The 22,371-nt window shown below is 58.3% G+C and carries 22 protein-coding genes; 16 read left to right on the top strand and 6 right to left on the bottom strand.

From position 1 onward, the window contains the following. The first annotated feature begins 32 nt into the window (after positions 1-32). A complete protein-coding gene (locus ACLBWT_RS15965; RefSeq protein ID WP_447664116.1) occupies positions 33-842 on the top strand; it encodes an MBL fold metallo-hydrolase in 810 nt (269 codons plus the stop codon). A gap of 55 nt (positions 843-897) precedes the next feature. On the opposite strand, the gene ACLBWT_RS15960 is transcribed toward ACLBWT_RS15965, so the two are convergent. Further along, a complete protein-coding gene (locus tag ACLBWT_RS15960; protein ID WP_447664115.1) occupies positions 898-1,209 on the bottom strand; it encodes a hypothetical protein in 312 nt (103 codons plus the stop codon). Between the two features lie 199 nt (positions 1,210-1,408). Here ACLBWT_RS15960 and ACLBWT_RS15955 point away from each other — a divergent pair, with 199 nt between their 5' ends. The 3 genes from ACLBWT_RS15955 (at position 1,409) to ACLBWT_RS15945 (ending at position 3,858) form a co-directional block, all read left to right on the top strand. Beyond that, a complete protein-coding gene (locus ACLBWT_RS15955) occupies positions 1,409-2,338 on the top strand; it encodes an RluA family pseudouridine synthase (protein WP_447664114.1) in 930 nt (309 codons plus the stop codon). A gap of 120 nt (positions 2,339-2,458) precedes the next feature. Continuing rightward, positions 2,459-2,881 (top strand): DUF1801 domain-containing protein, encoded by a 423-nt coding sequence (locus ACLBWT_RS15950; protein WP_447664113.1) that lies wholly within the window; start codon positions 2,459-2,461, stop codon positions 2,879-2,881. A gap of 98 nt (positions 2,882-2,979) precedes the next feature. Continuing rightward, positions 2,980-3,858 carry a phosphotransferase gene (locus tag ACLBWT_RS15945; RefSeq protein ID WP_447664112.1) on the top strand — a complete coding sequence of 293 codons (879 nt, stop codon included), beginning with the start codon at positions 2,980-2,982 and terminating at the stop codon, positions 3,856-3,858. A 319-nt stretch (positions 3,859-4,177) separates the two neighbouring features. Here ACLBWT_RS15945 and ACLBWT_RS15940 read toward each other — a convergent pair whose 3' ends face one another. Further along, positions 4,178-4,762: a GNAT family N-acetyltransferase gene (locus ACLBWT_RS15940; RefSeq protein WP_447664111.1), complete on the bottom strand. Its 585-nt coding sequence runs from the start codon at positions 4,760-4,762 to the stop codon at positions 4,178-4,180. Between the two features lie 49 nt (positions 4,763-4,811). Here ACLBWT_RS15940 and ACLBWT_RS15935 point away from each other — a divergent pair, with 49 nt between their 5' ends. Continuing rightward, entirely contained in the window at positions 4,812-5,525 is a 714-nt protein-coding gene (locus ACLBWT_RS15935) for a methyltransferase (RefSeq protein ID WP_447664110.1), read from the top strand. An 88-nt stretch (positions 5,526-5,613) separates the two neighbouring features. Here ACLBWT_RS15935 and ACLBWT_RS15930 read toward each other — a convergent pair whose 3' ends face one another. Next, positions 5,614-6,369 carry a class I SAM-dependent methyltransferase gene (locus ACLBWT_RS15930; protein ID WP_447664109.1) on the bottom strand — a complete coding sequence of 252 codons (756 nt, stop codon included), beginning with the start codon at positions 6,367-6,369 and terminating at the stop codon, positions 5,614-5,616. 164 nt (positions 6,370-6,533) lie between these two features. Between ACLBWT_RS15930 and ACLBWT_RS15925 the strand changes: the two genes are divergently transcribed. From ACLBWT_RS15925 to ACLBWT_RS15895, 7 genes are all read left to right on the top strand, one after another. Further along, a complete protein-coding gene (locus ACLBWT_RS15925) occupies positions 6,534-7,253 on the top strand; it encodes a YebC/PmpR family DNA-binding transcriptional regulator (RefSeq protein ID WP_076355726.1) in 720 nt (239 codons plus the stop codon). 235 nt (positions 7,254-7,488) lie between these two features. After that, positions 7,489-7,653, top strand: a complete 165-nt coding sequence (locus ACLBWT_RS15920) for a hypothetical protein (RefSeq protein ID WP_447664108.1) — start codon at positions 7,489-7,491, stop codon at positions 7,651-7,653. After that, positions 7,632-8,222, top strand: a complete 591-nt coding sequence (locus tag ACLBWT_RS15915) for a PadR family transcriptional regulator (RefSeq protein WP_447664107.1) — start codon at positions 7,632-7,634, stop codon at positions 8,220-8,222. The genes ACLBWT_RS15920 and ACLBWT_RS15915 overlap by 22 nt, the downstream gene beginning before the upstream one ends. Next, entirely contained in the window at positions 8,219-9,958 is a 1,740-nt protein-coding gene (locus ACLBWT_RS15910) for an ABC transporter ATP-binding protein (protein WP_447664106.1), read from the top strand. The genes ACLBWT_RS15915 and ACLBWT_RS15910 overlap by 4 nt, the downstream gene beginning before the upstream one ends. A 4-nt stretch (positions 9,959-9,962) precedes the next feature. Then, entirely contained in the window at positions 9,963-11,717 is a 1,755-nt protein-coding gene (locus tag ACLBWT_RS15905) for an ABC transporter ATP-binding protein (protein ID WP_447664105.1), read from the top strand. Positions 11,718-11,754: 37 nt separating this feature from the next. Continuing rightward, on the top strand, positions 11,755-12,660 hold the full coding sequence (locus tag ACLBWT_RS15900) for a LysR family transcriptional regulator (protein WP_447664104.1): 906 nt from the start codon (positions 11,755-11,757) through the stop codon (positions 12,658-12,660). A 100-nt stretch (positions 12,661-12,760) separates the two neighbouring features. Then, on the top strand, positions 12,761-13,198 hold the full coding sequence (locus ACLBWT_RS15895) for a rhodanese-like domain-containing protein (RefSeq protein WP_447664103.1): 438 nt from the start codon (positions 12,761-12,763) through the stop codon (positions 13,196-13,198). A gap of 173 nt (positions 13,199-13,371) precedes the next feature. On the opposite strand, the gene ACLBWT_RS15890 is transcribed toward ACLBWT_RS15895, so the two are convergent. Both ACLBWT_RS15890 and ACLBWT_RS15885 read right to left on the bottom strand, forming a co-directional pair. After that, positions 13,372-14,097 carry a response regulator gene (locus ACLBWT_RS15890; protein ID WP_447664102.1) on the bottom strand — a complete coding sequence of 242 codons (726 nt, stop codon included), beginning with the start codon at positions 14,095-14,097 and terminating at the stop codon, positions 13,372-13,374. 15 nt (positions 14,098-14,112) lie between these two features. Beyond that, on the bottom strand, positions 14,113-15,705 hold the full coding sequence (locus ACLBWT_RS15885; protein ID WP_447664101.1) for an ATP-binding protein: 1,593 nt from the start codon (positions 15,703-15,705) through the stop codon (positions 14,113-14,115). A gap of 211 nt (positions 15,706-15,916) precedes the next feature. Here ACLBWT_RS15885 and ACLBWT_RS15880 point away from each other — a divergent pair, with 211 nt between their 5' ends. From ACLBWT_RS15880 to ACLBWT_RS15870, 3 genes are read left to right on the top strand one after another with little or no spacing between them, the layout of a single operon-like run. Beyond that, complete coding sequence (locus tag ACLBWT_RS15880; protein WP_447664100.1) at positions 15,917-16,930, top strand: Bug family tripartite tricarboxylate transporter substrate binding protein; 1,014 nt, start codon at positions 15,917-15,919, stop codon at positions 16,928-16,930. A gap of 46 nt (positions 16,931-16,976) precedes the next feature. Further along, on the top strand, positions 16,977-17,438 hold the full coding sequence (locus tag ACLBWT_RS15875) for a tripartite tricarboxylate transporter TctB family protein (RefSeq protein WP_447664099.1): 462 nt from the start codon (positions 16,977-16,979) through the stop codon (positions 17,436-17,438). 15 nt (positions 17,439-17,453) lie between these two features. Continuing rightward, on the top strand, positions 17,454-18,980 hold the full coding sequence (locus ACLBWT_RS15870; RefSeq protein ID WP_447664098.1) for a tripartite tricarboxylate transporter permease: 1,527 nt from the start codon (positions 17,454-17,456) through the stop codon (positions 18,978-18,980). A 123-nt stretch (positions 18,981-19,103) separates the two neighbouring features. Here the strand turns inward: ACLBWT_RS15870 and ACLBWT_RS15865 are convergent, their stop codons facing one another. Next, complete coding sequence (locus ACLBWT_RS15865) at positions 19,104-20,363, bottom strand: MFS transporter (protein WP_447664097.1); 1,260 nt, start codon at positions 20,361-20,363, stop codon at positions 19,104-19,106. A gap of 103 nt (positions 20,364-20,466) precedes the next feature. Here ACLBWT_RS15865 and ACLBWT_RS15860 point away from each other — a divergent pair, with 103 nt between their 5' ends. Then, the gene (locus ACLBWT_RS15860) at positions 20,467-22,269 is read left to right on the top strand and encodes an ABC transporter substrate-binding protein (protein ID WP_447664096.1); all 1,803 of its coding nucleotides are present in this window, start codon (positions 20,467-20,469) and stop codon (positions 22,267-22,269) included. The last annotated feature ends 102 nt before the right edge of the window (positions 22,270-22,371 follow it).

The following is a 22,371-nucleotide window of genomic DNA, read 5'->3' as shown; positions in this document are numbered from 1 at the left end:
GGGGGCATGCTGAGGTAAAAGGAGCTGTGCATATGACCGCGCTGCCGGAAGACTTGGATCTGAAGAGAACGATGATTGCGAATGTTGTCATGATCGGCAAGCCTGGTTCTGGAGATTGGGTGCTCGTCGATTGCGGAATCGCGGGATTTTCCCGGTCGATTCAGGATGCGGCCGAGGAGAGGTTCGGCTCGGCTCCCCCGAAGGCGATCGTACTGACTCATGGTCATTTCGACCATGTTGGCTCGCTGGAAAAGCTATTGGAGGGATGGGATGTTCCCGTCTACGCCCATGAGCTGGAGCTCCCCTACGTTCAAGGCACGGAGGATTATCCCGAGCCGGATACGGCGGCGGGAGGCGGGCTCATGACGGCCGTCTCGCCTCTATATCCTCGTCATGGACTCGGACTTGGCGGTCGCGTCCAGCCGCTTCCTTCCGATGGACATGTCCCGCATTTGCCGGAATGGCGGTGGATTCATACTCCGGGCCATACACCCGGCCACATTTCCTTGTTCCGGGATCGGGATCGGACCGTCATCGCGGGCGATGCTTTCATCACCGTCAAGCAGGAGTCTGCCTGGGCGGTCCTGACGCAGGAACAAGAGGTGCATGGACCTCCTGTCTATTTCACGCCGGACTGGCATGCCTCCAAAGTCTCGGTGCGCCGCCTGCGCGAGCTGGACCCGGCCCTCGCACTAACCGGCCATGGAGTCCCAATGGGAGGGGAAGCGCTCAGGAAAGGCTTATCGAGGCTTGCGGACAGATTCGATGAGATCGCCGTACCAAGCCATGGACGATACGCAGGGGATAATCATGGAGCCGAAGACAAGCCTCCGTCCGCATGAACCCGGGACGATGATCTGGATAGCAAAAAAACACCCTTTGGAGGGTGTTTTTTTGCTACTGCGAGGGGACTTTGAGAGGCTCCCCGCCGACCTCGGCGATTTTCATGACGAATTTAGAGTGGGAGAGCATGAGGACGCCGGTCGCTTTGCCTCGATAAGGGATCTTGACCGGAGTCAAGTCCAGCTTGGCATTCCGCCAGCGGATGCCCTTGAGATCATCCATGCTCATTCGGGCCGTCATGGCATCGTCTTTGAAGAAATAAGCTCCATTGATCATGAACATCGATTTGCGGCTTCGATCCTCCTTCCACAGCTTGTGGTCGATGCCGATCTCCGGAATCATCCCGATGTTCCCCGGTTCGTTCATGTAGCTCCAGACCTCCCAGCTTGTCATCGGCAGCTTGCCGACGGGCGCATCTCTCCTTAAAAGGTGGGTGCGCAGGATGGCTTGCAGACTTGTGAAGGCTGTTTTTAACAAGACTGCCTGTATGGTATAGTTGTAGGGCTGATTGTGAACATAATCGACTTTATTCCTATATAGGCCCATACCGGAGGTTTACCTAGAGATGAACAGAAAGAAATCCAACGCCCCAAAAGCCAAGCCGCCGGCATCCAGGCAGTATGCCGTCCAAGAGCCGGCGGAATTGCTCGCTTTTTTATTGATCAAGCTGTCCGGTGCCGGCCGCAACTCGGTGAAATCCATGCTCGCGCGCGGACAAGTTTCCGTGGATGGCCGCCCTTCGACCGTATACAACCTGCCTCTGGCCCCCGGTCAAACCGTGACCGTCCAAACCGAAAAAACGGTGGAGGCCCCGCCCCTAGCAGGGCTGTCGATTCTCCACGAAGACGATCATGTCATCGTCATCCGCAAAGACGCGGGACTGCTGTCCATCGCATCGCCGAAGGAAGCGGAAATGACCGCTTACCGCCAGCTTATGGCCCATGTCCGCGCCAAGGATCCGGCCGGCCGAATCTTCGTCGTGCATCGCCTTGATCGGGATACTTCCGGCGTAATGATGTTCGCCAAAAGCGAGGATGTCCAGCAGAAGCTCCAGAACAACTGGCAGGATGCGGTGAAGGAAAGAACGTACATCGCGTTGGTAGAAGGCAGAGTATCCAAGGCGGAAGGGACGATCTCTTCCTGGCTGAAGGAAAGCAGTACCCTGAAAATGTATTCCAGCCCGCATCCCAACGGCGGGCAGCATGCTGTGACCCATTACAAAACGATCCAGTCCAGCGCCGGCTTCTCGCTGCTGGAGGTCAACCTGGAGACCGGACGCAAAAACCAGATCCGCGCTCATATGGAAGAACTGGGGCATCCCGTCGTGGGCGACAAGAAATACGGATCCAAATCGAAGGCCATCGGCAGGCTCGGCTTGCATGCCAGCGTGCTTGCTTTCATTCATCCGGTGACGGAGAGCCTGATGCGCTTTGAGGCTGACATGCCCAAGTCCTTCTTGAGTCCGTTTCGGACTGCTCCGGAAAAGAAGAGCTGATTCCTTGGCGGAATGCCTGAGTCCTACTGCTTATTCAGCAGGAAAGCAGAGCCGTTTAGCAGAATGAATGCTGAACGGTTTTTTCTTATGAAAGCTTGATCCCAAAGGAGGATTCTGCTCATGCCTGAACAGAAAACGAAAGAAACCGACGACAGCGTCCTGGAGTTCATTGAAAACATCGATTCGGTCAAGAAACGCGAAGATGCATTCAAGCTGCTGGAGCTCTTTGCAGACGCGACCGGTTGTCAGCCGAAAATGTGGGGACCGAGCATCATTGGCTTCGGCAGCTACCATTATAAATATAAGTCGGGTCATGAAGGCGATGCGCCATGGGTCGGATTCTCGCCTCGCAAAGCCAAGATCAGCCTGTATTTCGCGACGGGCGATGCCGAGCGGGAAGCCATGCTGCAGGATTTCGGGAAATACACGGCAGGAAAAGCATGCGTCTATATCAATAAGGTGGAAGACATCGATACGAAAGTTTTAAAGGCATTGATCACCCGATCGGTTGCATTTTTGAAGGAGACTTATCCGGAAAATTAATCGGCGCGTGCACCTTCCTTGAAGGAGCCGGCATTCGCAAGGATCATGGAAGGGAGAGAGCGAAGATCAGCGCCAATCAATGGGATGCCGAATGGGATGTGACGGAGAGTCTGGCTCGACGTTTGATCGACAGCCAATTTCCGGATTTATCCGGAGAACCTATCGTAACAATCGGTTATGGATGGGATAATATCGTCTTCCGGATAGGATCGGATACGGTGTTCCGCTTTCCGAGAAGAAAAGCCGCCATAGACCTGCTTGAGCGAGAATGGAGGATTTTGCCTCAGCTTGCTGCTCATTTATCTATTCCTTATTCCAGGCCGCTGTATTTGGGTGAAGCGAGTGTCGAATTCCCCGTTTCGTTTCTAGGATACAATTATTTGCATGGCCGCTATCCTATCGGGCTGAACGATGAGCAGCGCATCCTGTCGACAACGTCTCTGGCTGTATTTTTGCGGCAGCTGCATGCATTCCCGGTTGGAACCGCCATGGAATGCGGAGCGCCGCTTGATCATCGGAATCTGCTCGACATGGAAACCCGAAGACTCAGGATGCTGGAGTGGCTGCCCAGTCTTGAAGGACATATGGGTGAAGAGGCTTATTGCGCTCTTCGCCAGTACTTGCTTGCTGGAGGCGTGGATCAAGCAGCGGATAAAAGGGTGTTTTTGCACGGAGATCTTCACTTCAAGAACATGCTGGTCGACGAGGACGGCCTCGTATCGGGAATCATGGATTGGGGCGATATGAATGTCGGCCATCCGGCTTGCGATCTCAACGTCGCTTACAGCTATTTGCCATCCCAGGCCAGGCAGCGATTCTTTGCTGAATACGGCGTAGTCGATGAGGAAACGAAAGAGCTGGCTCGATTGATCGCGGTATACATCCCGATGCTCCTCATGCAGCAGGCTGTCGACGAGAAGGATGCGAGAATTACCGCAGCTGCAATAGAAACCATTCAGCGGGCGCTCTCGGATTGAGCCGATGCATCCAAGGAGAGATGAGGATGAACTCTATTTTTATCGTCAGGCATTGCAAGGCCGACGGGCAGGCGCCTGGAGCCTCATTGACGCCGGAGGGGCTCCGGCAAGCGGATAGGCTTGCGGAATTTTTGTCTGGACATGCGATTGACTGCATCGTGTCCAGATGACGAGAATTTGGGCGGACTGATCCCGCATGCTCGATGGTGAACCCGAATGAAATATCCGGAGCTATTCTCATAGGAATCCCCTCGGAAAATAAACCGCGCAGGACCATGAGGTTCTGCGCGGTTTTGTTGAACATCAGCCGGAGCCGGTGTTAGAATTCGATCCCTTTCACTTTGGAATAAACCATCGTATCCCTTGGGCTTCCGCTCGTATCGAGCATTTGACGGCGAAGAATTCCCTCCAGCATGAAGCCGCAGCGCGAAGCGACGGCAGCGCTCCGCCCGTTCCGGGAATCGCAGCGGATTTCAATCCGGCTTGCCTGAAGCTCGCGGACGGCAAACTCCGTGATCGCGTGAACAGCTTCGGTCATATAGCCTTGCCCGGTGCAGGAAGTACGCAGCCAGTAACCGATCTCGAAGCTGCGCGCCTGCCAATCGAGCCGGTGGAGACCGCTGCAGCCGACGAGCTGGCCGGTTTGCTTGTGGAAGAGCAGATAGGCCAAATCCTTGCGCTCCAGATAGTTCAATCTCGACCTCCGGACATAGGCCTCCGAGTCGTCTGCGGATGGAATTTCCTTTGCCCAAGGCATCCATTGACGGAGGTCATCGATGCTATCCACAATAGCTTCATTTAGAGGGAGCCCGTCCCCCCATTGAGCGGCGCGGATCAGCAGGCGATCGCTTTCAAAGCTTTCGGGCACCGGCAGCAGCAAGGCATCGCGGTCATTGATCTTCATGACAATCCGCCTTCCAAAAAAATTTCTTCCCAGCATATCATCGGCAGGGATGAATTGGAAGACATATCTTGGATCTTTGTTTTTCGGCTGCGGCTTCGGATACCTCGGACTCAAGCTGCTGCCGCTCCTTCCGGAAGGCTCGACCTATACCGGCTTGGATCTCGGTTCCAAGCTGCTGGAAGAAGGAAAGAGAATATTCGCTTCTCTGCCTTATGAGGCCGAATTCCTGTACGGAGACATTCAAGAATATGAGCCGGAGCGGAAATACGATATAGCCCTTTGCCATGCCTTTCTTCTGCATATGCCGAATACAGAGAAGATTCTCGGCAAGATGATCGACAGCGTCGTGGACAACGGCATGGTCATCGCATTCGAACCTCATTGGATCGCGAACTCGGCCAACTTCCATCTGGACGGGTATCCGCAATCAAGCGTCGTTCAGCATGGATTGCTCCAGAAGCTGTACGAAAGGGACGCCGCGAGCAGCGGCAAGGACGGCAACATCGGCATTCAATTGCCGGCTTATTTCAGCCGTGCCGGACTGCGAGACGTCGGGTGCAGGGTTACGGACAAGGTCAATGTCCTTCATCCCGGATTGGCTGAGGATAGCCGGGAGCGTCTCTTTCGATTGTTCCTGGACGCTACGCGGATGCCCCCGACGCCGATAGGGCAGCCTGGATCGCCGGGCTTGTCAACCGGGGAGCCAGCCTGGAGGAAGCCGAGACGCAGTATGAGAACGAGCTTCGCCTATCCCAAGCATTGAACAAGGACAGCTATCTGATCTATGCTTCCAATATGAGGATTACATACGGCAAGGTGAAGGCCGCTGGCGATGCCGGAGAGCAACCGGCTTAGAAAGGTGGCCGAGAAGCGGAGAAGAACAAGAAGAGCGGGATTCTCCGGCGCCTCTCGTAGGTATCCGCGGAATGGAACCGTTCCCGGACGGGATTCGACTCGCGCAGGCTCCCGATCAGCAAGCCGGCAGCTTGAAGGGCGGAAAAGTAATGCTCGAGAGTGCGATGCATCTTCCTTACCGCCGAGCCCAACCATTGCTGCTCCCTGAGACCTTCGTCGAAATACCGGTCGACGGTCCAGTCGGTCCGGGTACCCGAAGGCTGAAGAGTGGAGGTGATGACCGGGTGCTCGACGGAGAAAACCAGCCGGCCGTCGGGCTTCAGCGATTGGACAATCCGTGCCAGCACGGGTTCCAGATCGTACACATAGTGGAGGGCCAGCCTCGACAGCACAAGATCGTAGCTTGCTTGCGGATAGCTCCAGTCTTCCATCGAGCAGTGGATGACCGTGCCGGCTGTACCGGCAAGCGTCCTCCGGGCCAGCTCCGACATCGCCATGCTGCCTTCGACGCCGGTATAGGAGGCGCAGTTGCGCTCCAGCAGCTCCGCGCCGAAGCAGGCTTCGCCGCAGCCCAGATCCAGAATGCGCAAGCCTTCCGGGTCGCCGATCAGCTCCAGCATGACAGGTTTTTCGAGCGTATCGTTGGCATTGTCCACTAGACTTCTGCGGTTCTGGTAAGCCTTCAGAAAGTCCTCGTCATCATAATAGCGATGTCCTCGTTCCGATATGGGAATCCCTCCTGTTCGGTCCACATTATACCAATCCCATCGAAAATTATATACGGAAAAGAATAGCGAAGTCCCTGTTTCTGCCCGTGGCTTCGAGAGATAGAGATCATCTCTATGCGGGCATCTGTCCATTGACGGCCTGAATCGGTTATAATGATTGGGACAATCCACAGGAAAGCGGGAGTACAATGGGTCGCAAATGGAATAATATCAAGGAAAAAAAAGCCTCGAAAGACGCCAATACCAGTCGGATCTATGCCAAATTCGGCCTTGAAATCTATGTAGCCGCCCGCAAGGGAGAGCCGGATCCAGAGTCGAACCGCGCCCTGCGCGTCGTGCTGGAGCGCGCCAAAACGTACAATGTGCCGAAGGCGATCATCGACCGCGCCATCGACAAGGCGAAGGGAAGCTCGGACGAAGTGTACGAGGAGCTCCGCTATGAGGGCTTCGGCCCGAACGGCTCCATGGTCATCGTCGACGCGCTGACGAACAACGTCAACCGGACGGCTTCGGCCGTGCGCGCGGCATTCAGCAAAAACGGCGGCAACATGGGCGTCAACGGCTCCGTCGCCTACATGTTCGACGCGACTGCCGTCATCGGGGTGGCGGACAAATCCCTGGACGAAATCATGGAGATCATGCTCGAAGCCGACGTGGACGTGCGCGATATCGTCGAGGAAGACGAGAACATTCTCGTCTACGCCGAGCCGGATCAGTTCCATGCCGTGCAGGAAGCGCTCAAGGCAGCCGGCATCTCTGAATTCACCGTTGCCGAGCTGACGATGCTCGCCCAGAACTACGTGACGTTGCCGGAAGAGGCGGAGGCTCCGTTCGAGAAGATCATCGATACGCTGGAGGATCTCGAGGACGTGCAGCAGGTGTATCATAACGTGGAGTATGAGGAATAGAATCGCAAAAAAAGACCGTCGGCTCCCCGCCTGGGAGCTTGACGGTTTTTTTGCGAGAAGATTGGAATTGACTGCTGCTTGGCGCGATGTATCGAAAAGAATGATTTGACGCTCAATGCGATATATCGTAATCTCGAAATAAGATAGTTGACGATATATCGTAATGGAGGCTAAACGGCGATGAGAGATATGAACCGAAGCCGGGACGGACAGAGGTTCCGGAGCGCCCAGCGGCATGGGATGGCAGGCGGAGATGCGGATATCCGGCATAAGCATGGACATGGCCATCATCCAAGCCGCGGAAACGGCCCCGGCCGCCATCCTGGAGGCGGACGCGGCCGAGGAGGACGGGGAGGCGGAGGCGATGGCGGAGGCCGGATGTTCCATCGGGGGCACTTGAAGTATGCCGTGCTGCAGCTGCTGAGCCGGGAGCCGATGCATGGCTATCAACTCATGAAGACGATGGAGGAGGAGAGCGGCGGCAGCTATATCCCAAGCGCGGGCTCCGTCTATCCCGTGCTTCAGAAGCTTGAGCATAAAGGGCTGATTTCTTCCGAAGCCGCCACGGACAGCCGCCGTTCCTACCGGATCACGGAGGAAGGGCTGAAGGATCTAACCGAGCACCGCCGCAGACTGGGAGAAGATGCGGATGCAGGCAAGCCTTCCTGGCAGGATTGGAGAAAGTCCCACGCGCAGCGGATGAAGGAGATTTACCGGCGCTCCCTCGCAGCTGCGGAGGAATACGGCGGCGAAAAGGGACCCGATCTCAGCATGCTGGATTGGAACAGCATGGTCCAATACGGGATTGAATTGATGGCTGCGGCATCTGCCGCGCCGGAGGAGACGGAGAAAGGAAAGACTTCGCCTCTGGCAGACGCATATGCAGCTCTGAAAGCCTGGCTGGATGGACTGGAGCAAGGCGAGGAAGATGACGTTCAGCCGGGCGAGGCCGAGGCTCCCGGCAAATGATCAAGCTCCTGTCAGCGAAGCTCTCGCCTTATCGGTGGGCGGCCGTCGCAGCGCCGCTGTTCATGCTGCTCGAGGTCGCGATGGATTTGCTGCAGCCGAGATTCATGGCCGCGATCGTCGACCAGGGCATCATGAAGTCGGATCCGTCGCAGGTGCTGCGGACAGCTCCTTACATGCTCGGCGCAGCCCTTGTCGGCCTGGCAGGCGGAGTGCTGTGCACGGTCTATTCTACGCTCGCTTCGCAGAATGCCGGGCATGACCTTCGCGCCAGCTTGTACGGCAAGGTGCAGCGGCTTGGATTGGACACCGTCGATCGCTTCGGAACGGGCAGCCTGATGACCCGGCTCACCGGAGACATCGCCCAGCTGCAGCAGGTCATCCTCGTGGCGCTCCGGATGCTTGCCCGCAGCGTGTTCATCGTTGCCGGCAGCATCGTCATGTGCATCGTCATCAGCCCGAGGCTGTCCCTCGTGCTGATCGTCATGATTCCGCTGCTCGCGCTGCTCCTGGCATTCACGACCCGCCGCTCGGTTCCGTTGTTCGGATCGGTGCAGAGAGCGATGGATCGGGTCAACACGATTCTGGAAGAGAATCTATCCGGCATCCGGGTCGTCAAGGCGTTCGTGCGCGCCGCTCACGAGCAGGAGCGGTTCGGCGCCGCCAACAACCGCTTCCTGGACGCCAGCCTGCGGGCCGCACGGCTTGCCGCGCTCAACGGTCCGCTGCTCGCCATCGTGCTGAATTTCAGCACGGTCGCGGCGCTCTGGTACGGCGGGGCGCTGACCCGCAGCGGCGGCCTGCAGCCCGGGGAGATGGCCGCATTTCTGACCTATATCAGCCAGCTTCTGTTCGCCACGATGAACCTCGGCAATCATCTTATGACGATCGGCCGGGCTCAGGCATCCGCGCGGAGAATCCGGGAGGTGCTGGAGGCGGAAACGAACAAGCCGGCATCCGCCCAGGAGACCGTGATGCCGGCGAGTCTCGGAAGAGGAGCGTCATGTTTGGAGCTTCGGGGCGCCGGGTATCGGTATCCGGATAGGGATGGACGTCCGCAGCCGGCTGCGCTGGCAGGAATCGATCTGTCCGTCCGCGAAGGAGAACGGATCGGCATTGCCGGCATCAACGGAGCGGGCAAGTCCACGCTTGCAGGGCTGATGGCCGGCTTGCTGGAGCCCACCGAGGGCGAAGTGCTGCTGGATGGACTTCCATTGAAGCAGTGGGATCGCGGAGAGCTTCGGAAGCGGGTTGGAATCGTCCTGCAGCAAGCTCATCTGTTCAGCGGCTCCATCCGCGACAATATCGCCTACGGCCGTCCAGGCGCAGCGGCGGATGCCATCGAAGCGGCTGCCGGCGATGCGCAGGCCAAGGCTTTCATCGATGCGATTCCTGAACGCTACGAGGCGATGCTCGGCCAGCGCGGCGTGAACCTGAGCGGCGGACAGAAGCAGCGGGTGGCTATCGCCCGTACGCTGCTCCTGCAGCCGGATATTCTCATTCTGGATGACAGCTCGAGCGCGCTGGACGCCTCGACGGACGCCAGGCTGAGAGAGAAGCTGGAACGAAGGGACGATACGACCCTGATCGTCATCTCGCAGCGCATCTCGGCGCTGGCGGGAATGGACCGCATCGCGGTTCTCGAAAATGGAAAATTGACCGCAGTCGGCAGCCATGAGGAGCTTCTCGCCAGCAGCGTCCTGTACCGGCAGCTGGCCGACTCCCAGCAAGGAGCGTGACGTCATGTCCAAGCCCCAATCCCCTCTCAAGAGGGTCGGTTCCTATCTGAAGGGACAACATCGTTCCCTGTTCTTCATTGCCGTTTTCACGATCGCCGCTTCCGCCTTGACGCTTGCCGGTCCTTATCTGCTCGGGCGAGCCATCGACGGCTTCATTATTCCGAAGGAAAGGGCGGGCCTTGCGCGAGCCTGCCTGCTGTTGGCCTCCGTCTATGCGGCATCCGCGTTTGTCGCCTGGATTCAGGCGCGCCTGCTCGCCTCGGTGTCACAGAGAACGGTCTGGAGGATGAGAGGCGACCTGTTCGGCCATATCCAGAATCTGCCCCTGCGCTATTTTATCGGCAAAAAGCAAGGCGACCTCATGAGCCGGGCGACCAACGACATCGAGAACGTATCCAATACGCTGAACCAAAGCCTGGTGCAGCTGCTGTCGAGCGTGCTCTCGATCGTCGGCAGCTTCGCGGTCATGATCTGGCTGCAGCCGCTGCTGACTATAGTCGCCATATCGACTGTTCCTCTGATATTCCTCGCATCCAGGCGCATAGCCGCCGCTACGAAGAAGCAGTTCCGGCTGCAGCAGCTGGAGCTGGGGGCCATCAACGGCTACACGGAGGAGACCGTCTCCGGAAGGCGGATCGTCACGCTGTTCAATCAGGAAGAGCGTGCGGAGCAGGAGTTCGGCGAGATGAACGGCAGGCTGAGAACGGCGGGCGTCAAAGCCCAAATCATCTCGGGCCTCATGGGACCGTCCATGAATGTGCTCGGCCATCTGAACTACCTGCTCATCGCCGCTGCCGGAGGCTGGCTGGCCGCCGGCGGCCATGCATCGGCCGGCGTCATCGTCAGCTTCCTGGCCTATTCCAAGCAGTTCAGCTCCCCGATCAACGAGCTGGCCAACCAGTACAATCTCATCCAGGCCGGAATCGCCGGGGCGGAGAGGGTGTTCGAGACGATGGATGTCCCGTCGGAGCATGACGGGCCGGAGCCGTCCGAGCCATTGCCGGGCTCCGGCCTTTCCCTGCGGAATTCCGCGGTGGCCTTCGACCGGGTCGGATTCGCCTATTCGCCGGAGGCTTCCATCCTCGAGGAGATCAGCTTCCGCTCGGAGCCGGGCAGCATGACCGCTCTCGTAGGACCGACCGGAGCCGGCAAGACGACGATCATGTCGCTGCTGGCACGCTTCTACGAGCCGACCTCAGGCGTCATATCGATCGGCGGCGAAGAAATAGGGAAGATGGACAAGAGAACGCTTCGTTCCCGCATCGGCATCGTCCTGCAGGACAGCGTCCTGTTCAAGGGGACCATCCGCGACAATATCCGGTACGGGCGGCTCGACGCTTCGGACGTGGAGATTGAACGCGCGGCCAAGGCTGCATCCGCCCACGATTTCATCATCCGAATGCCGGACGGCTACGACACGGAGCTGTCGGCTGACGGCGGCAGCCTCAGCCAAGGGCAGCGGCAGCTGCTCTCCATCGCCCGCACGCTGCTGGCCGATCCCGATATCCTCATCCTGGACGAAGCGACGAGCAGCGTCGATACGCTGGCCGAGCTGCGCATCCAGCAGGCGATGGGGGTTCTCATGGAAGGAAGGACGAGCTTCGTGATCGCCCATCGGCTCAGCACGATCCGGGCCGCGGACACGATACTGGTCGTTGATGGAGGCCGGATCGTACAGCAGGGCAATCATGACCAGCTCTCTTCCGTCCAAGGGCTGTATCAGGATTTGCACGCACGTCATTTCCAGAGCGTATCTTGAAGGCTGCATCCTGGAAGCAGGGAAGGAGGAGACGAATATGGAGCTTACGTATCTTCGCACGTTTGTCGAGGTCGCGGACAGAGGCAGCTACACGGAAGCCGCCGAACGGCTCGGTTATGCCCAGTCGAGCGTAACGGCCCAGATCCAGAAGCTCGAGGAGGCTTACGGAGCCGTCCTGCTGGAGCGCCGGGGGAGGAAGATGGCTATGACTGAATCCGGGGAAACGCTGCTGGGCTACGCCCGGCAGATTCTCAGCCTGCATGCGGAATCGAGGGATGCTGTCGCTTCCGGCGGCAAAGGCACGCTCGCGATCGGGACGATCGAGACGGTCGCCTCTTATTACTTGCCCAAGCGGCTGAAGATCTTTGGCCAAGGCCATCCGGATATGAATGTGGCTCTCGTGCCGGGCAATGAACCGCAGATCATCAAAATGGTCAAGGAGGGCAGTCTGGACGCCGGCTTCATTCTCGATCCGCCCTATGCCGATCCCGAGCTTCATGTGCGCTTGGTCCAGGAGCAGGATCTGCTCATCGTGACTTCTCCGGAGCATCGCTTCGGCACTCGGAACACGCTGTCCCTGCGGGATCTGGAGGGCGAATCCGTCATCCTCACCGAGGAAGGCTGCACGTACCGAGCCTTGCTGCTGCAATCGCTCCGCAAGGAAGCGGTGCCATGCAGGCTCTCGTATGAATTCGGCAGCCTGCAGGCGATCAAGCAGGGCGTCGGCTGCGGGCTGGGCATCGCGCTTCTGCCGAGAATCGCCGTCGAGGAGGAGATCGCAAGCGGCAAGCTCCATGCCGCGAGGGTGGATCATCCTGGGTTCCGCTTCTGCATCCAGCTCCTGTACGCCAAGCGGAGAAAGGTCACGCAGGCGTTCGAAGCCTTTGTCGATGTCATGAGCGGTTCTTTCGGGGAAGAGACAGCTATCCATCGAAATCAATGATGCTTGGAATCGAAAACGGCCGATAACGGCACTGGCCAGGATCATGGTAAGCTGGCCTCAGCAAAGGTTCCCCGAGGACCGACAGGAGGCTCAAAGGATCATGACCCGTTCTATCTCATCATCTCTCGTTGAAGAAACCCCCTTCGCAGCGCCGCTTGAGGCCGGCCGCCATTTTGCCGCCAAGCTGGCGGTAGAGACGGATCCATCCGACGTGCACTACGATCTGATGCATGGAGTCGGCTCGTTCGTGCTGCTGGATGCCCGCTCGCCGGAAGCGTATGAAGACAGCCATATTCCCGGAGCGGTCAGCCTTCACCACAGGCTGATCAACGCCGAATCGGTACAGGGACTGGACCCGCAGACGCCGATCGTCGCCTACTGCTGGAGCCCGGCCTGCAACGCCGGAACGAAGGCCGCCGCCAAGCTCGCCGCGCTTGGATTCCAAGTGAAGGAAATGATCGGCGGCATCGAGTACTGGCGCCGCGAAGGCTTCGAGATCGAGGGCAGGCTCGGAGCGGACGCGCCGCTGATCGGATAGCGGATCGGTTGACGGAGCGCCTGCAAGAAATAGAAGCCGCCTGCGAAGGCGGCTTCTATTTCTTTATAAAACTCCGAAATGATGAGTAACCCGCATGCATGAGGCGGGAACATTTTTCATGAACATCGTGTACCGAAGGACGTTATCGGACGGATGAGGGGCTGCCGAACGGTCTACGAGCGTCCCTTGCGGCAGCGGTATACCCGTTCCGGCCGCCCGACTCCGTAGGCCAGGTCCGCGTCGATCGTGCCTAGCCCGACCAGATACTCCAAATACCTGCGGCTGGTAGAGCGGCTGAATCCGATCAGCTTGGCGACTTTTTCGGCCGACATGCCATTCTTGTCGCCGGCGATCGCTTGGGACACCTTGTCGAGCGTCAGCTTGTCGATCCCCTTGGGCAGCGACGACAAGTCGGCCGTTCCAGGGAGCTCTCCCGCCCGGGTGAGCAGGCGGTCCACGTCATGCTGCCCGATGCTGTCGGCTTCGTGCAGGCGCGAGAGCTCGCGATGGTAATGGGCGTATCTTTCCATCGTTTCCTTGAGCCTGTCGAATACGACCGGCTTCATCAAATAGTCGAAGGCTCCGCAGCGGATCGCCTCCTGCACCGGTCCGATCTCGCGGGCGGCCGTTATCATGACGACATCGGTACTTCGGTGCAGCTGCCGAATATGCCGCAGTAGGTCCAGGCCGCTTGCCGGCGGCAAGTAAATATCGAGCAGCACGAGCTGCGGCTCCAGAATTTCAAGCTGGATCTTGGCCTGGGCTTCATCGGTGGCGATTCCGCATACCCGGAAGCCGGGAATCTGCTCCAGAAACCGCCTGTTGATCTCGGCGATGCGAAGATCGTCTTCGATGATCAGCACTTCGATAGGCATGTGGAGCTTATTTTGCTGTTCCATGACTTCATCCTCCCGTTAGTCCGGATGCTTCGGCACCGCCGCGATAAAGATCGTTCCTCCGGTAGGCTTGCGGCTGTAAGTCACCATGCCCCCGAGCCTCGCAACGGCCTGATGCACAAGATAGAGGCCGATCCCCCGATCCTCGCCTTCTTTGGTCGAGATGCCTTTATGAAAGATCGTCTCGCCAAGCCCTTCCGCCACGCCTGCGCCATTATCCTCGCATTCGATGATGAGATCCTTGCCGAGATCCGTCAGCAGCAGGCTGATTCGCCGCTCTTGCGGCGAAAGGCCGCTGCGTGCCAGCACGGCCTCCATCGCGTTGTCCACAAGGTTGCCGATGATCGTCACGAGCAGGCTGCGGTCCAGCGGCTCGGGCACATCCCTGAAGCTGCTCTCGGCATCGAGAGTGAAGCTGACCTTGAGCTCTCTCGCATGATTGAACTTGCCGATCAGGAATCCGCCGATGATCGGATCCGGAATCTCGCGCATGATGAACTGCACCAGATTCTGCTGCATGCCGGCTTCGCTGTGGATCATCTCTACCGCTTCCTGGTACGAGCCCAGCTGGATAAGTCCGGAGATGACATACAGCCGGTTGGAGAATTCATGCGTCTGAGCGCGCAGGGAGTCCGCGAACAGCTTGACCCTCGACAGCTCCTGGGCAAGGCGGTACAGCTCCGACTTGTCCCTGAAGCTGGATACCGCTCCGGCTACTTCTCCCTTGCCGTCCAGCAGCGGCACGCGGTTGGCGACGACATCCTTGCCGCGCATCTGCATTTCCCGGTCCAGCTGGATTTCTCCGCTGCGCACGACTTCAAGCAGGCCCGTATTCGGAAGAACCTCCTCTATCGCCCTGCCGGTCAGATCCTCGTTCTCGGGCACCTGAAGAATATCCATGGCGATGCGGTTGGCCATCGTAATCCGGCCTTCCCGGTTGACGGCGATGACGCCTTCCCGGATCGATTCCAGAATCGCCTTTTTCTCCATGTAAAGCGCGGCGATTTCCTTGGGCTCCAGTCCATGGATGGAGCGGCGCACGCTGCGCGCGATGAAGACGGCGCCGGCTGCCCCGAGCATAAGCACGATGGCGCATACGGCATAAACCTTATGCTGGTAGGGATCGTCGATCCGGTCGATCTCCGAGGCGAGGAATCCGACGCTGACGATTCCGGTGACTTGTCCGTCCTTATCGAGGATAGGGGCCTTGCCGCGGAGCGACAGCCCCATGGAGCCGGTCGCTTTGGAAATGATCGCTTTTCCCTCCAGAACCGGTCCGTTGTCGCCTCCGACCATCGGCTTGCCGATCCGGTCCGCGATAGGATGGGAGAGGCGGATTCCGTTGCGGTCGCCGATGACGACGTATTCGGCTTTTGTTTTCAGGCGGACGCTTTCCGCGATCGGCTGGATGACGCGGCTCGGATCGGGTGTCAGCAGCGCCTGCCGTATTTCGGGCATGACTGCGAGCGACTCTGCGACGGTCAGTGCCCGCACGCCGATCTGCTGCTCCACGACGCGGGTCACGACATAATAGAATGTTCCCCCAAGCGCCAGAATGAGCAGGGTCAGGAGAGAGCAGATGATAAGGATCAATTTGGTTTGCAAGCGCATGATGAAGGAGCCTCCGTTGGCTCAGGCCGGCATTCCCGCGGAAGAGAGAGCGGCGTGAACAAAATGAACAAAACGCCCGAAACGAATTCAATTCGTTTTATGTCCTTAACATGGTTGGGCATGCAGGCGGATGGTATTATGAAAGCGCTTTATATGATTGGAAAATGGGATCGATCAGCTAAACTATACTACATGCAAAGGGGTTTTTGAAATGAATAAAAGACTGCTGAAGACAGCGGCTGTCCTGACTCCGCTGCTCGTCCTGAGCTTAGGGCTTGCAGCTTGCGGCGATGGAGGGAGCGGAAGCTCCGCCAGTTATCCATCCAGGTCGCTTACGCTGGTCGCCCCGTCGGGAGCCGGCGGAGGCTGGGACATGACCGCCCGCGCCATTTCCAAGGTGCTGACCGAGAGCAAGGCCGTCACGAAAGCGATAACGGTCGAGAACAAGCCCGGCGGCGGCGGAGCCGTGTTCATGGCTGAATATGCGACGAAAGACAAGAAGGACGATTACAAGCTGTTCGTCAACTCGCCTCCGATTCTGATCAACAACTTGAAGAAGGAAGGCAATTCACCTTATGGATACGCGGATACGACGCCGCTGGCGCAGCTGACCAAAGACTACGGGGCCATCGCCGTCGCGGCCGATTCCAAATACGACGATCTGAAAACCCTGCTGGACGACATCAAGAAGGATCCTTCCGCATTCACGGTGGCGGGCGGCTCGGCGCCAGGCTCGATGGATCATCTGGTCTCGATCCTTCCGGCCTACAAATATGGAATCGACCCCAAAACGATCAAATATGTCTCCTACGACGGAGGAGGGGAAGCGCTCACCGCCTTGCTGGGCGGCAATGCGGACGTGCTCGGCACCGACGCCTCTTCCCTCGACCAGTATGTGAAGTCCGGCAAGATCAAAGTGCTGGCGGTCGCGGCGCCGGAGCGGCTGGACAATCTGAAGGATGTGCCGACGATGAAGGAGCAGGGCATCGATGCCGAATTCCTGATCTGGCGCGGCATATTCGGGCCGAAGGAAATGAGCGAGGGGGCGAAGGCCTTCTGGGATGAAACGCTTGCCAAAATGAAGGATTCGCCGGAGTGGGCGGCCGAAGTGAAGGCGAACAACTGGCAGACGGACTACCGGAACTCGGATGACTTCAAGACGTTCCTCGAAGACCAGAACAAGCAGCTGCACGATATGCTGGCGGCTCTCGGCATGCAAAAATAAGGTTTTTTGAACCGCGGCTATCCGCCCGGAGAAAGGAGGAATCACGGTGAACCACAGCTTTGACCGATATGCAGGCATCGTGTTCGGCGCCATCGGCATTTTCTTCATGGCAGGCAGCAGCACCATCTCTTCCAGCGCTTACGGCAGCAGCATCGGAGCCAACATCTTTCCGCTTTTCCTGGGAGGATGCCTCCTCCTGCTCAGCGCCAAGCTGATCTATGACACGTTCCGCAAGGAGAGTGCCTCATCGGCAAAAGCTCCGCTGGATTACAAGCGGTTCGGCATCATTTTCATCGCGGCGGTCCTGTACGCCCTGCTGCTGGAAAGCGTCGGATTCGTCATCACGACCTTCCTGTTCCTGCTGACCGGGTTCCAGACGATGCAGAAGGGTCGCCTGGCAGCTTCCATCCTGATTGCAGCCTGCTTTTCATTCGGCATCTACTATCTCTATGTCCATGTGCTCGACGGATCCCTTCCGGGTTTCCCGGCATGGCTGGGCTTATCCTAAGGGGGCGGCAACAACATGAGCACGATCGATTATTTGCTTCACGGGCTTGCAACGGCCATGCAGTGGCATAATCTTCTCTTCGTCTTCTTCGGCGTGCTGATCGGCACTGTCGTCGGAGTGCTGCCCGGGATCGGTCCGATGAGCGGCGTGGCGCTGCTCATTCCGATCACGGCGACGATGACATCGGGTTTGTCTCCCGAAGAGGCGGCGACGAGCTCCATCATTCTGCTGGCGGGCGTCTACTACGGCGCGATGTACGGAGGCTCGACGACTTCCATCCTGCTGAACACGCCGGGAGAATCGTCGTCGGTCGTCACGACGCTCGACGGCTATCAGATGGCGAAGCAGGGCAGGGCGGGCGCGGCGCTCGCGATCGCGGCCATCGGATCCTTCGCGGCGGGAATCATCTCTTTGATCGGCCTCATTTTTCTGGCGCGCCCGCTGTCTGCCGTCGCGATCAAGTTCGGTCCGGCGGAATACTTCTCGCTGATGATTCTCGGCTTGCTTGCCATCAGCGGCCTTGCCGGCAAGTCGATGCTCAAATCCTTGATCATGACCGCATTCGGCCTGCTTCTGGCGACGATCGGCATCGACAGCGTGTCGGGAGTGGAGCGGTTCACCTTCGGCGTGCCGGAGCTGTATCAAGGCCTTGAATTCCTGACCGTTGCCGTCGGCTTGTTCGCTGTCGGCGAGGTGTTCAAGACGATACTGGAGAAGGACAGCAATGAAGGCGAAATGGCGAAGATCAACCGCATCCTGCCGACAAAGCAGGACATGAAGGACAGCGCCGCTCCGATCGCCCGCGGCTCCGTGCTCGGCTTCTTCATCGGGCTGCTTCCGGGAGCGGGAGCGATTCTGGCTTCCTTCTTCGCCTATATCATGGAAAAGAAAATCAGCAAAAATCCCGAGCAGTTCGGCAAAGGGGCGATCGCCGGCGTCGCGGCGCCGGAATCGGCCAACAACGCCGCATCCGGCGGGGCGATGATCCCGCTGCTCAGCCTCGGCATCCCGTCCTCCGGCACGACGGCGATTCTCATGGGCGCCTTCATCATGTACAATGTCCAGCCGGGTCCCTTGCTGTTCCAGGATCACCCGCAGCTCGCCTGGGGCGTCATCGCGAGCATGTTCGTCGGCAATCTCATGCTGCTCATCCTCAATCTGCCGCTCGTCCGCATCTTCGCCAAGGTCATCCAGACGCCGGCGAAGTATCTGATTCCCCTGATCATTGTCTTCTCCGTATTCGGCGTCTACGCGGTGCAATACTCCACCTTCGACCTGCTGCTCGTCATGGGCTGCGGCCTGGTCGGATATTTCCTCGCCAAGAACGATTATCCGCTGGCTCCGCTCGTGCTCGGCCTGATTCTCGGGCCGATGATGGAGAACAACATGCGCCGGGCGCTGACGATCTCCAACGGGGATTTCATGATCTTCCTGGAAAAGCCAGTATCGCTCCTGTTCCTGTTCATCGGGCTGCTGTGGGTGACCATTCCGCTCGTGCTGAAGCTGAAGGGACGGAAAGTGCTGATCAACGAAGAAGCTTGACATGGACGGGATGGAATGCAAAGAGAGCTGATCGTCGATCAGCTCTCTTTCAATTGTCCCGGAGCCATCCTTTCCGAATCACCTCCGTGCCGAGCCCAGGCCGAGGAAGCGGCAACGGTGCGGCTAATCCACGGAAACTGTTGCGGGAACAAGCCGTTGCGGCCGGTCCTTCCATAAGGAAGTCGTCGACCATCCCAGAAACAGAAGCAAATTCCAGGCCATGCAGCCCCAGAAGATGATTCTCGAGCCGGAACGGTCCATGACGAAGCCGCTCAGCAGCATGGCGGCCGGCATGCCGAGCCGGAAAAACGTTCCGGTAATTCCAAGCACTCTTCCCATGAAGGCCGCGGGAGTCTGCTCCAGGCGGTAAGTGTAGACGGTCACTGTGCTCAGCGCCGCAGCCACGCCGTAAAGGAATGCGGCCATTCCGAACAAGATCGGGCCTTGGGCGCTGCCGAAGAGCAGATAGGAAGCCATGAACAGCAGCATGACGATGCCGTAGCATTTGCCCGTTCCCAAAAGCCGGCGCAGCCGGGGAGCAGCATAACTTCCCGCCAATCCTCCGGCGCCTGTCAAGGAAAGGATCAGAGCCAGCAAGGAAGAGGAAAGCTGAAGCTCATCCTTGGCGAAGTAGATCATTGCGGTTCCTGCTACCGTCATGCTGCAATTGGCGAAAAGGATGAACAGCGTAAACGTCCGGAGCGGCTTGTGCTCCCAGAAAAAGCGCCAGCTTTCGGCGAGCTCCGCTTTGAAGCCTGCGCCGGAATTGCTGCCGCCGGCCTCGCTTAGCCGCAGCCGCGAAATGGGGAGGAGGCAGAGAAGATACAGGACAGCCGTGGCCAGAATTCCGCCGGAGAGATCCGGCAGCAGCAGCAGGGCGGCCGACAAGGCGGGTCCGGCAAGGGCGACGGTCGTCTCCACGGCCGAAAGCCTGGCGTTGGCTTGGCCGAGCTGGGGGCCCGGAACGGCAAGCTTCGTCAAGCTGCCTTGGACATTGAAATATCCGTACCCGAACGTCATCAGCAAAAAACCGATGCCATAATAGGCGGGCAAATAAACGGTGCCGGTACGGTATAGCCAGACCAGAATGAGCAGCAGCAGCCCTTGGATGGCGACCATGCCTATCGTCCAGGCTTTCTTGTCGCTGCGGTCCACGAGAACCCCGATAATGACGGCGAAAAACAAATTCGGAAGCAGCTCGGCGGTTCTCATCGTGGCCATAGCGACGGATGAGTGGGTCAGCTCGTACATCATCAGCGGCAAAATCAGCTCGTACAGCTTGTTCCCCGCGGTCATGAGCAAGGTCGCTGCCAGAACGATCCGAAATCCCCCGTTCCGGCCTAGCGGCACATCCCTCGATCGATCGGTTGCAGATCCTTTCACTTGCCATCTCTCCCTCAATCCTTTATGAATGGAGTATAGGGGCATCGTAATGAGCCAAAAAGGTCATTTATCAGGCCTACTTTTTCATCTTTTGGAGAGAAGCATGAAAATAACGGAGGATTACCTGCTTTTGACGCGCGCATTTCCGGGGGGAAGGAAGCTGCCTCCGGTTCTCGTGTCGAAGGCGGAGCTGGCCGAAGCGCTGTTCTGCAGCGAACGGAACGCCAAGCTCATCATCGGCAAGCTGGCCGCCATGGGCTGGATCCGCTTCGAGCCGGGCAGAGGCAGGGGAAACAAATCCAGGCTGTATCTGGACACGGATCCCGCTCCGCTGCTTCTTCAGGAGGCCGAAGACAAGGTCCGCGGCGGAGATGCCGAGGCTGCTTTCAGGCTGATCGGAGAGTATGGGGAGACGGACTCCGTCAAGCGGGAGTTCATGGATTGGTTTTACCGGTACTTGGGCTATCAAAGCGACAACGGTCCGAACCGGATCGTGGAGAAGCTGCGGCTGCCCATCTATAGGCCAATCGTAGCTTTGGACCCGGGAGAGGCTTTTTATGCTTTGGACGGATATTTGGTGGAGCTGATCTTCGGGACGCTCGTTGCTTGCGACGATGACGAGAGCGGAATGATCAGCCAAGGAATCGCCCATCATTGGGAGTTCGATGAGGCAGGCATGTCCTGGACCTTCTATCTGCGCAAAGGCATTCGCTTCCACCATGGCCGGGAGCTCGATGCCGAGGACGTCAAGTTCAGCTACGAGCGTCTCCAGCATACCGGACACGCCTGGGCCGTGCGCAGCATCGGCAGCATGGATGCCTTGTCGTCGCATTCCATCCGGATAACGCTGAAGGAGCGGAACGGATATTTCCTGCGCATGCTGAGCTATTCGACATGCTCGATCGTTCCGAGGGATCTATATCGCGCCGATGGCAGCGGCAGCCCGGAGCTGCCGGTCGGAACAGGGCCGTTCAAGGCGGTACGCCGAACAAGAGGGAGCCTGCTGCTCCAAGCGTTCGATTCCTACTTCGGGTATAGGCCGCATCTGGACGAGCTTGAGCTGATCGTGCTTCCGAATGCGGATAGCCTGGAAAAGAACGACGATGCCGGCTTCGTTCATGTCATGACCGGCGAGCAGACACTCGCTGAGAAAATCGGCTGGAAGCACACCGGGATGATGAGCGGAACGAGCCTGCTTACGATCAACCGCAGCAAGCCGGGACTTCTCGAGGATCCTTTTCTGCGGAGAGCGCTGAACGTCCTGATCGACAGGGGGGCTATGGCCGGAGAGCTCGGATTTCCGCGCATATCGCCCTCATCGGGCTTTGTATGGTTCAACGACGATAAGGGAGTTGATGAATTCGATCCTGATGCCGGCATGGAGCTGCTGTCAAAATCAAGTTATGCCGGTGAAACCATCCTTCTGGCGACATTCCCCAGGCATCAGCCCGATGCGGAATGGATCTCCGGCCGCCTGCTCCAATATGGAGTCCGGGTGGAGGTCGTTCTTCACACATGGGCCGACATGCTGCTGCAGCGATCCGTCGACGAGGCAGATCTGATCCTGTTCGAAGCGGTTCTCAGCGAAGGCCCGATCCGCCTGCTGGAATACCTGCAATCCTCGATAGGCTTCATATCGAGCCATATGTCGCCGGGAACGAGGATGCGGACGGAAGAAATTCTCGGCCGATTCAAGCTCGCGGACTCGGAAGAAGCGCGCTGGAATTGCCTGGATGAAATCGAACGCCTGCTGAAAAGCGAAGGGGATATCGTTTTTCTGAACGCCAAAGCGGTGAGCGCCATGACGCATCCCTCGCTTCGGGATGTCCGGCTCAGCCATAGAGGATGGGTCGATTTTCGAAACGCGTGGGTCATGCCGGTTCATCAGCAGATCGGACCGCAATGAATACATGGAATGAACTATTTATGGCATTAATATGTATGGACATTAATTAAAGCGAATTATCCATCAGGCCCGTAAAGGAACTGTCGACAGGATTTCAAGAGG

It is taken from the genome of Paenibacillus sp. D51F, assembly GCF_053345695.1.
Note: the sequence above shows the minus strand (reverse complement) of the source record. Positions and strands in the feature narration are given on the sequence as shown.

Bases quoted from the DNA above. Each gene is read 5' to 3' on its own strand.
- ACLBWT_RS15965 (WP_447664116.1), top strand. From the start codon at position 33: ATGACCGCGCTGCCGGAAGACTTGGATCTGAAGAGAACGATGATTGCG.
- ACLBWT_RS15960 (WP_447664115.1), bottom strand. From the start codon at position 1,209: ATGAACGAACCGGGGAACATCGGGATGATTCCGGAGATCGGCATCGAC.
- ACLBWT_RS15955 (WP_447664114.1), top strand. From the start codon at position 1,409: ATGAACAGAAAGAAATCCAACGCCCCAAAAGCCAAGCCGCCGGCATCC.
- ACLBWT_RS15950 (WP_447664113.1), top strand. From the start codon at position 2,459: ATGCCTGAACAGAAAACGAAAGAAACCGACGACAGCGTCCTGGAGTTC.
- ACLBWT_RS15940 (WP_447664111.1), bottom strand. From the start codon at position 4,762: ATGAAGATCAATGACCGCGATGCCTTGCTGCTGCCGGTGCCCGAAAGC.
- ACLBWT_RS15935 (WP_447664110.1), top strand. From the start codon at position 4,812: ATGAATTGGAAGACATATCTTGGATCTTTGTTTTTCGGCTGCGGCTTC.
- ACLBWT_RS15925 (WP_076355726.1), top strand. From the start codon at position 6,534: ATGGGTCGCAAATGGAATAATATCAAGGAAAAAAAAGCCTCGAAAGAC.
- ACLBWT_RS15920 (WP_447664108.1), top strand. From the start codon at position 7,489: ATGGGATGGCAGGCGGAGATGCGGATATCCGGCATAAGCATGGACATG.
- ACLBWT_RS15915 (WP_447664107.1), top strand. From the start codon at position 7,632: ATGTTCCATCGGGGGCACTTGAAGTATGCCGTGCTGCAGCTGCTGAGC.
- ACLBWT_RS15910 (WP_447664106.1), top strand. From the start codon at position 8,219: ATGATCAAGCTCCTGTCAGCGAAGCTCTCGCCTTATCGGTGGGCGGCC.
- ACLBWT_RS15905 (WP_447664105.1), top strand. From the start codon at position 9,963: ATGTCCAAGCCCCAATCCCCTCTCAAGAGGGTCGGTTCCTATCTGAAG.
- ACLBWT_RS15900 (WP_447664104.1), top strand. From the start codon at position 11,755: ATGGAGCTTACGTATCTTCGCACGTTTGTCGAGGTCGCGGACAGAGGC.
- ACLBWT_RS15895 (WP_447664103.1), top strand. From the start codon at position 12,761: ATGACCCGTTCTATCTCATCATCTCTCGTTGAAGAAACCCCCTTCGCA.
- ACLBWT_RS15890 (WP_447664102.1), bottom strand. From the start codon at position 14,097: ATGGAACAGCAAAATAAGCTCCACATGCCTATCGAAGTGCTGATCATC.
- ACLBWT_RS15885 (WP_447664101.1), bottom strand. From the start codon at position 15,705: ATGCGCTTGCAAACCAAATTGATCCTTATCATCTGCTCTCTCCTGACC.
- ACLBWT_RS15880 (WP_447664100.1), top strand. From the start codon at position 15,917: ATGAATAAAAGACTGCTGAAGACAGCGGCTGTCCTGACTCCGCTGCTC.
- ACLBWT_RS15870 (WP_447664098.1), top strand. From the start codon at position 17,454: ATGAGCACGATCGATTATTTGCTTCACGGGCTTGCAACGGCCATGCAG.
- ACLBWT_RS15860 (WP_447664096.1), top strand. From the start codon at position 20,467: ATGAAAATAACGGAGGATTACCTGCTTTTGACGCGCGCATTTCCGGGG.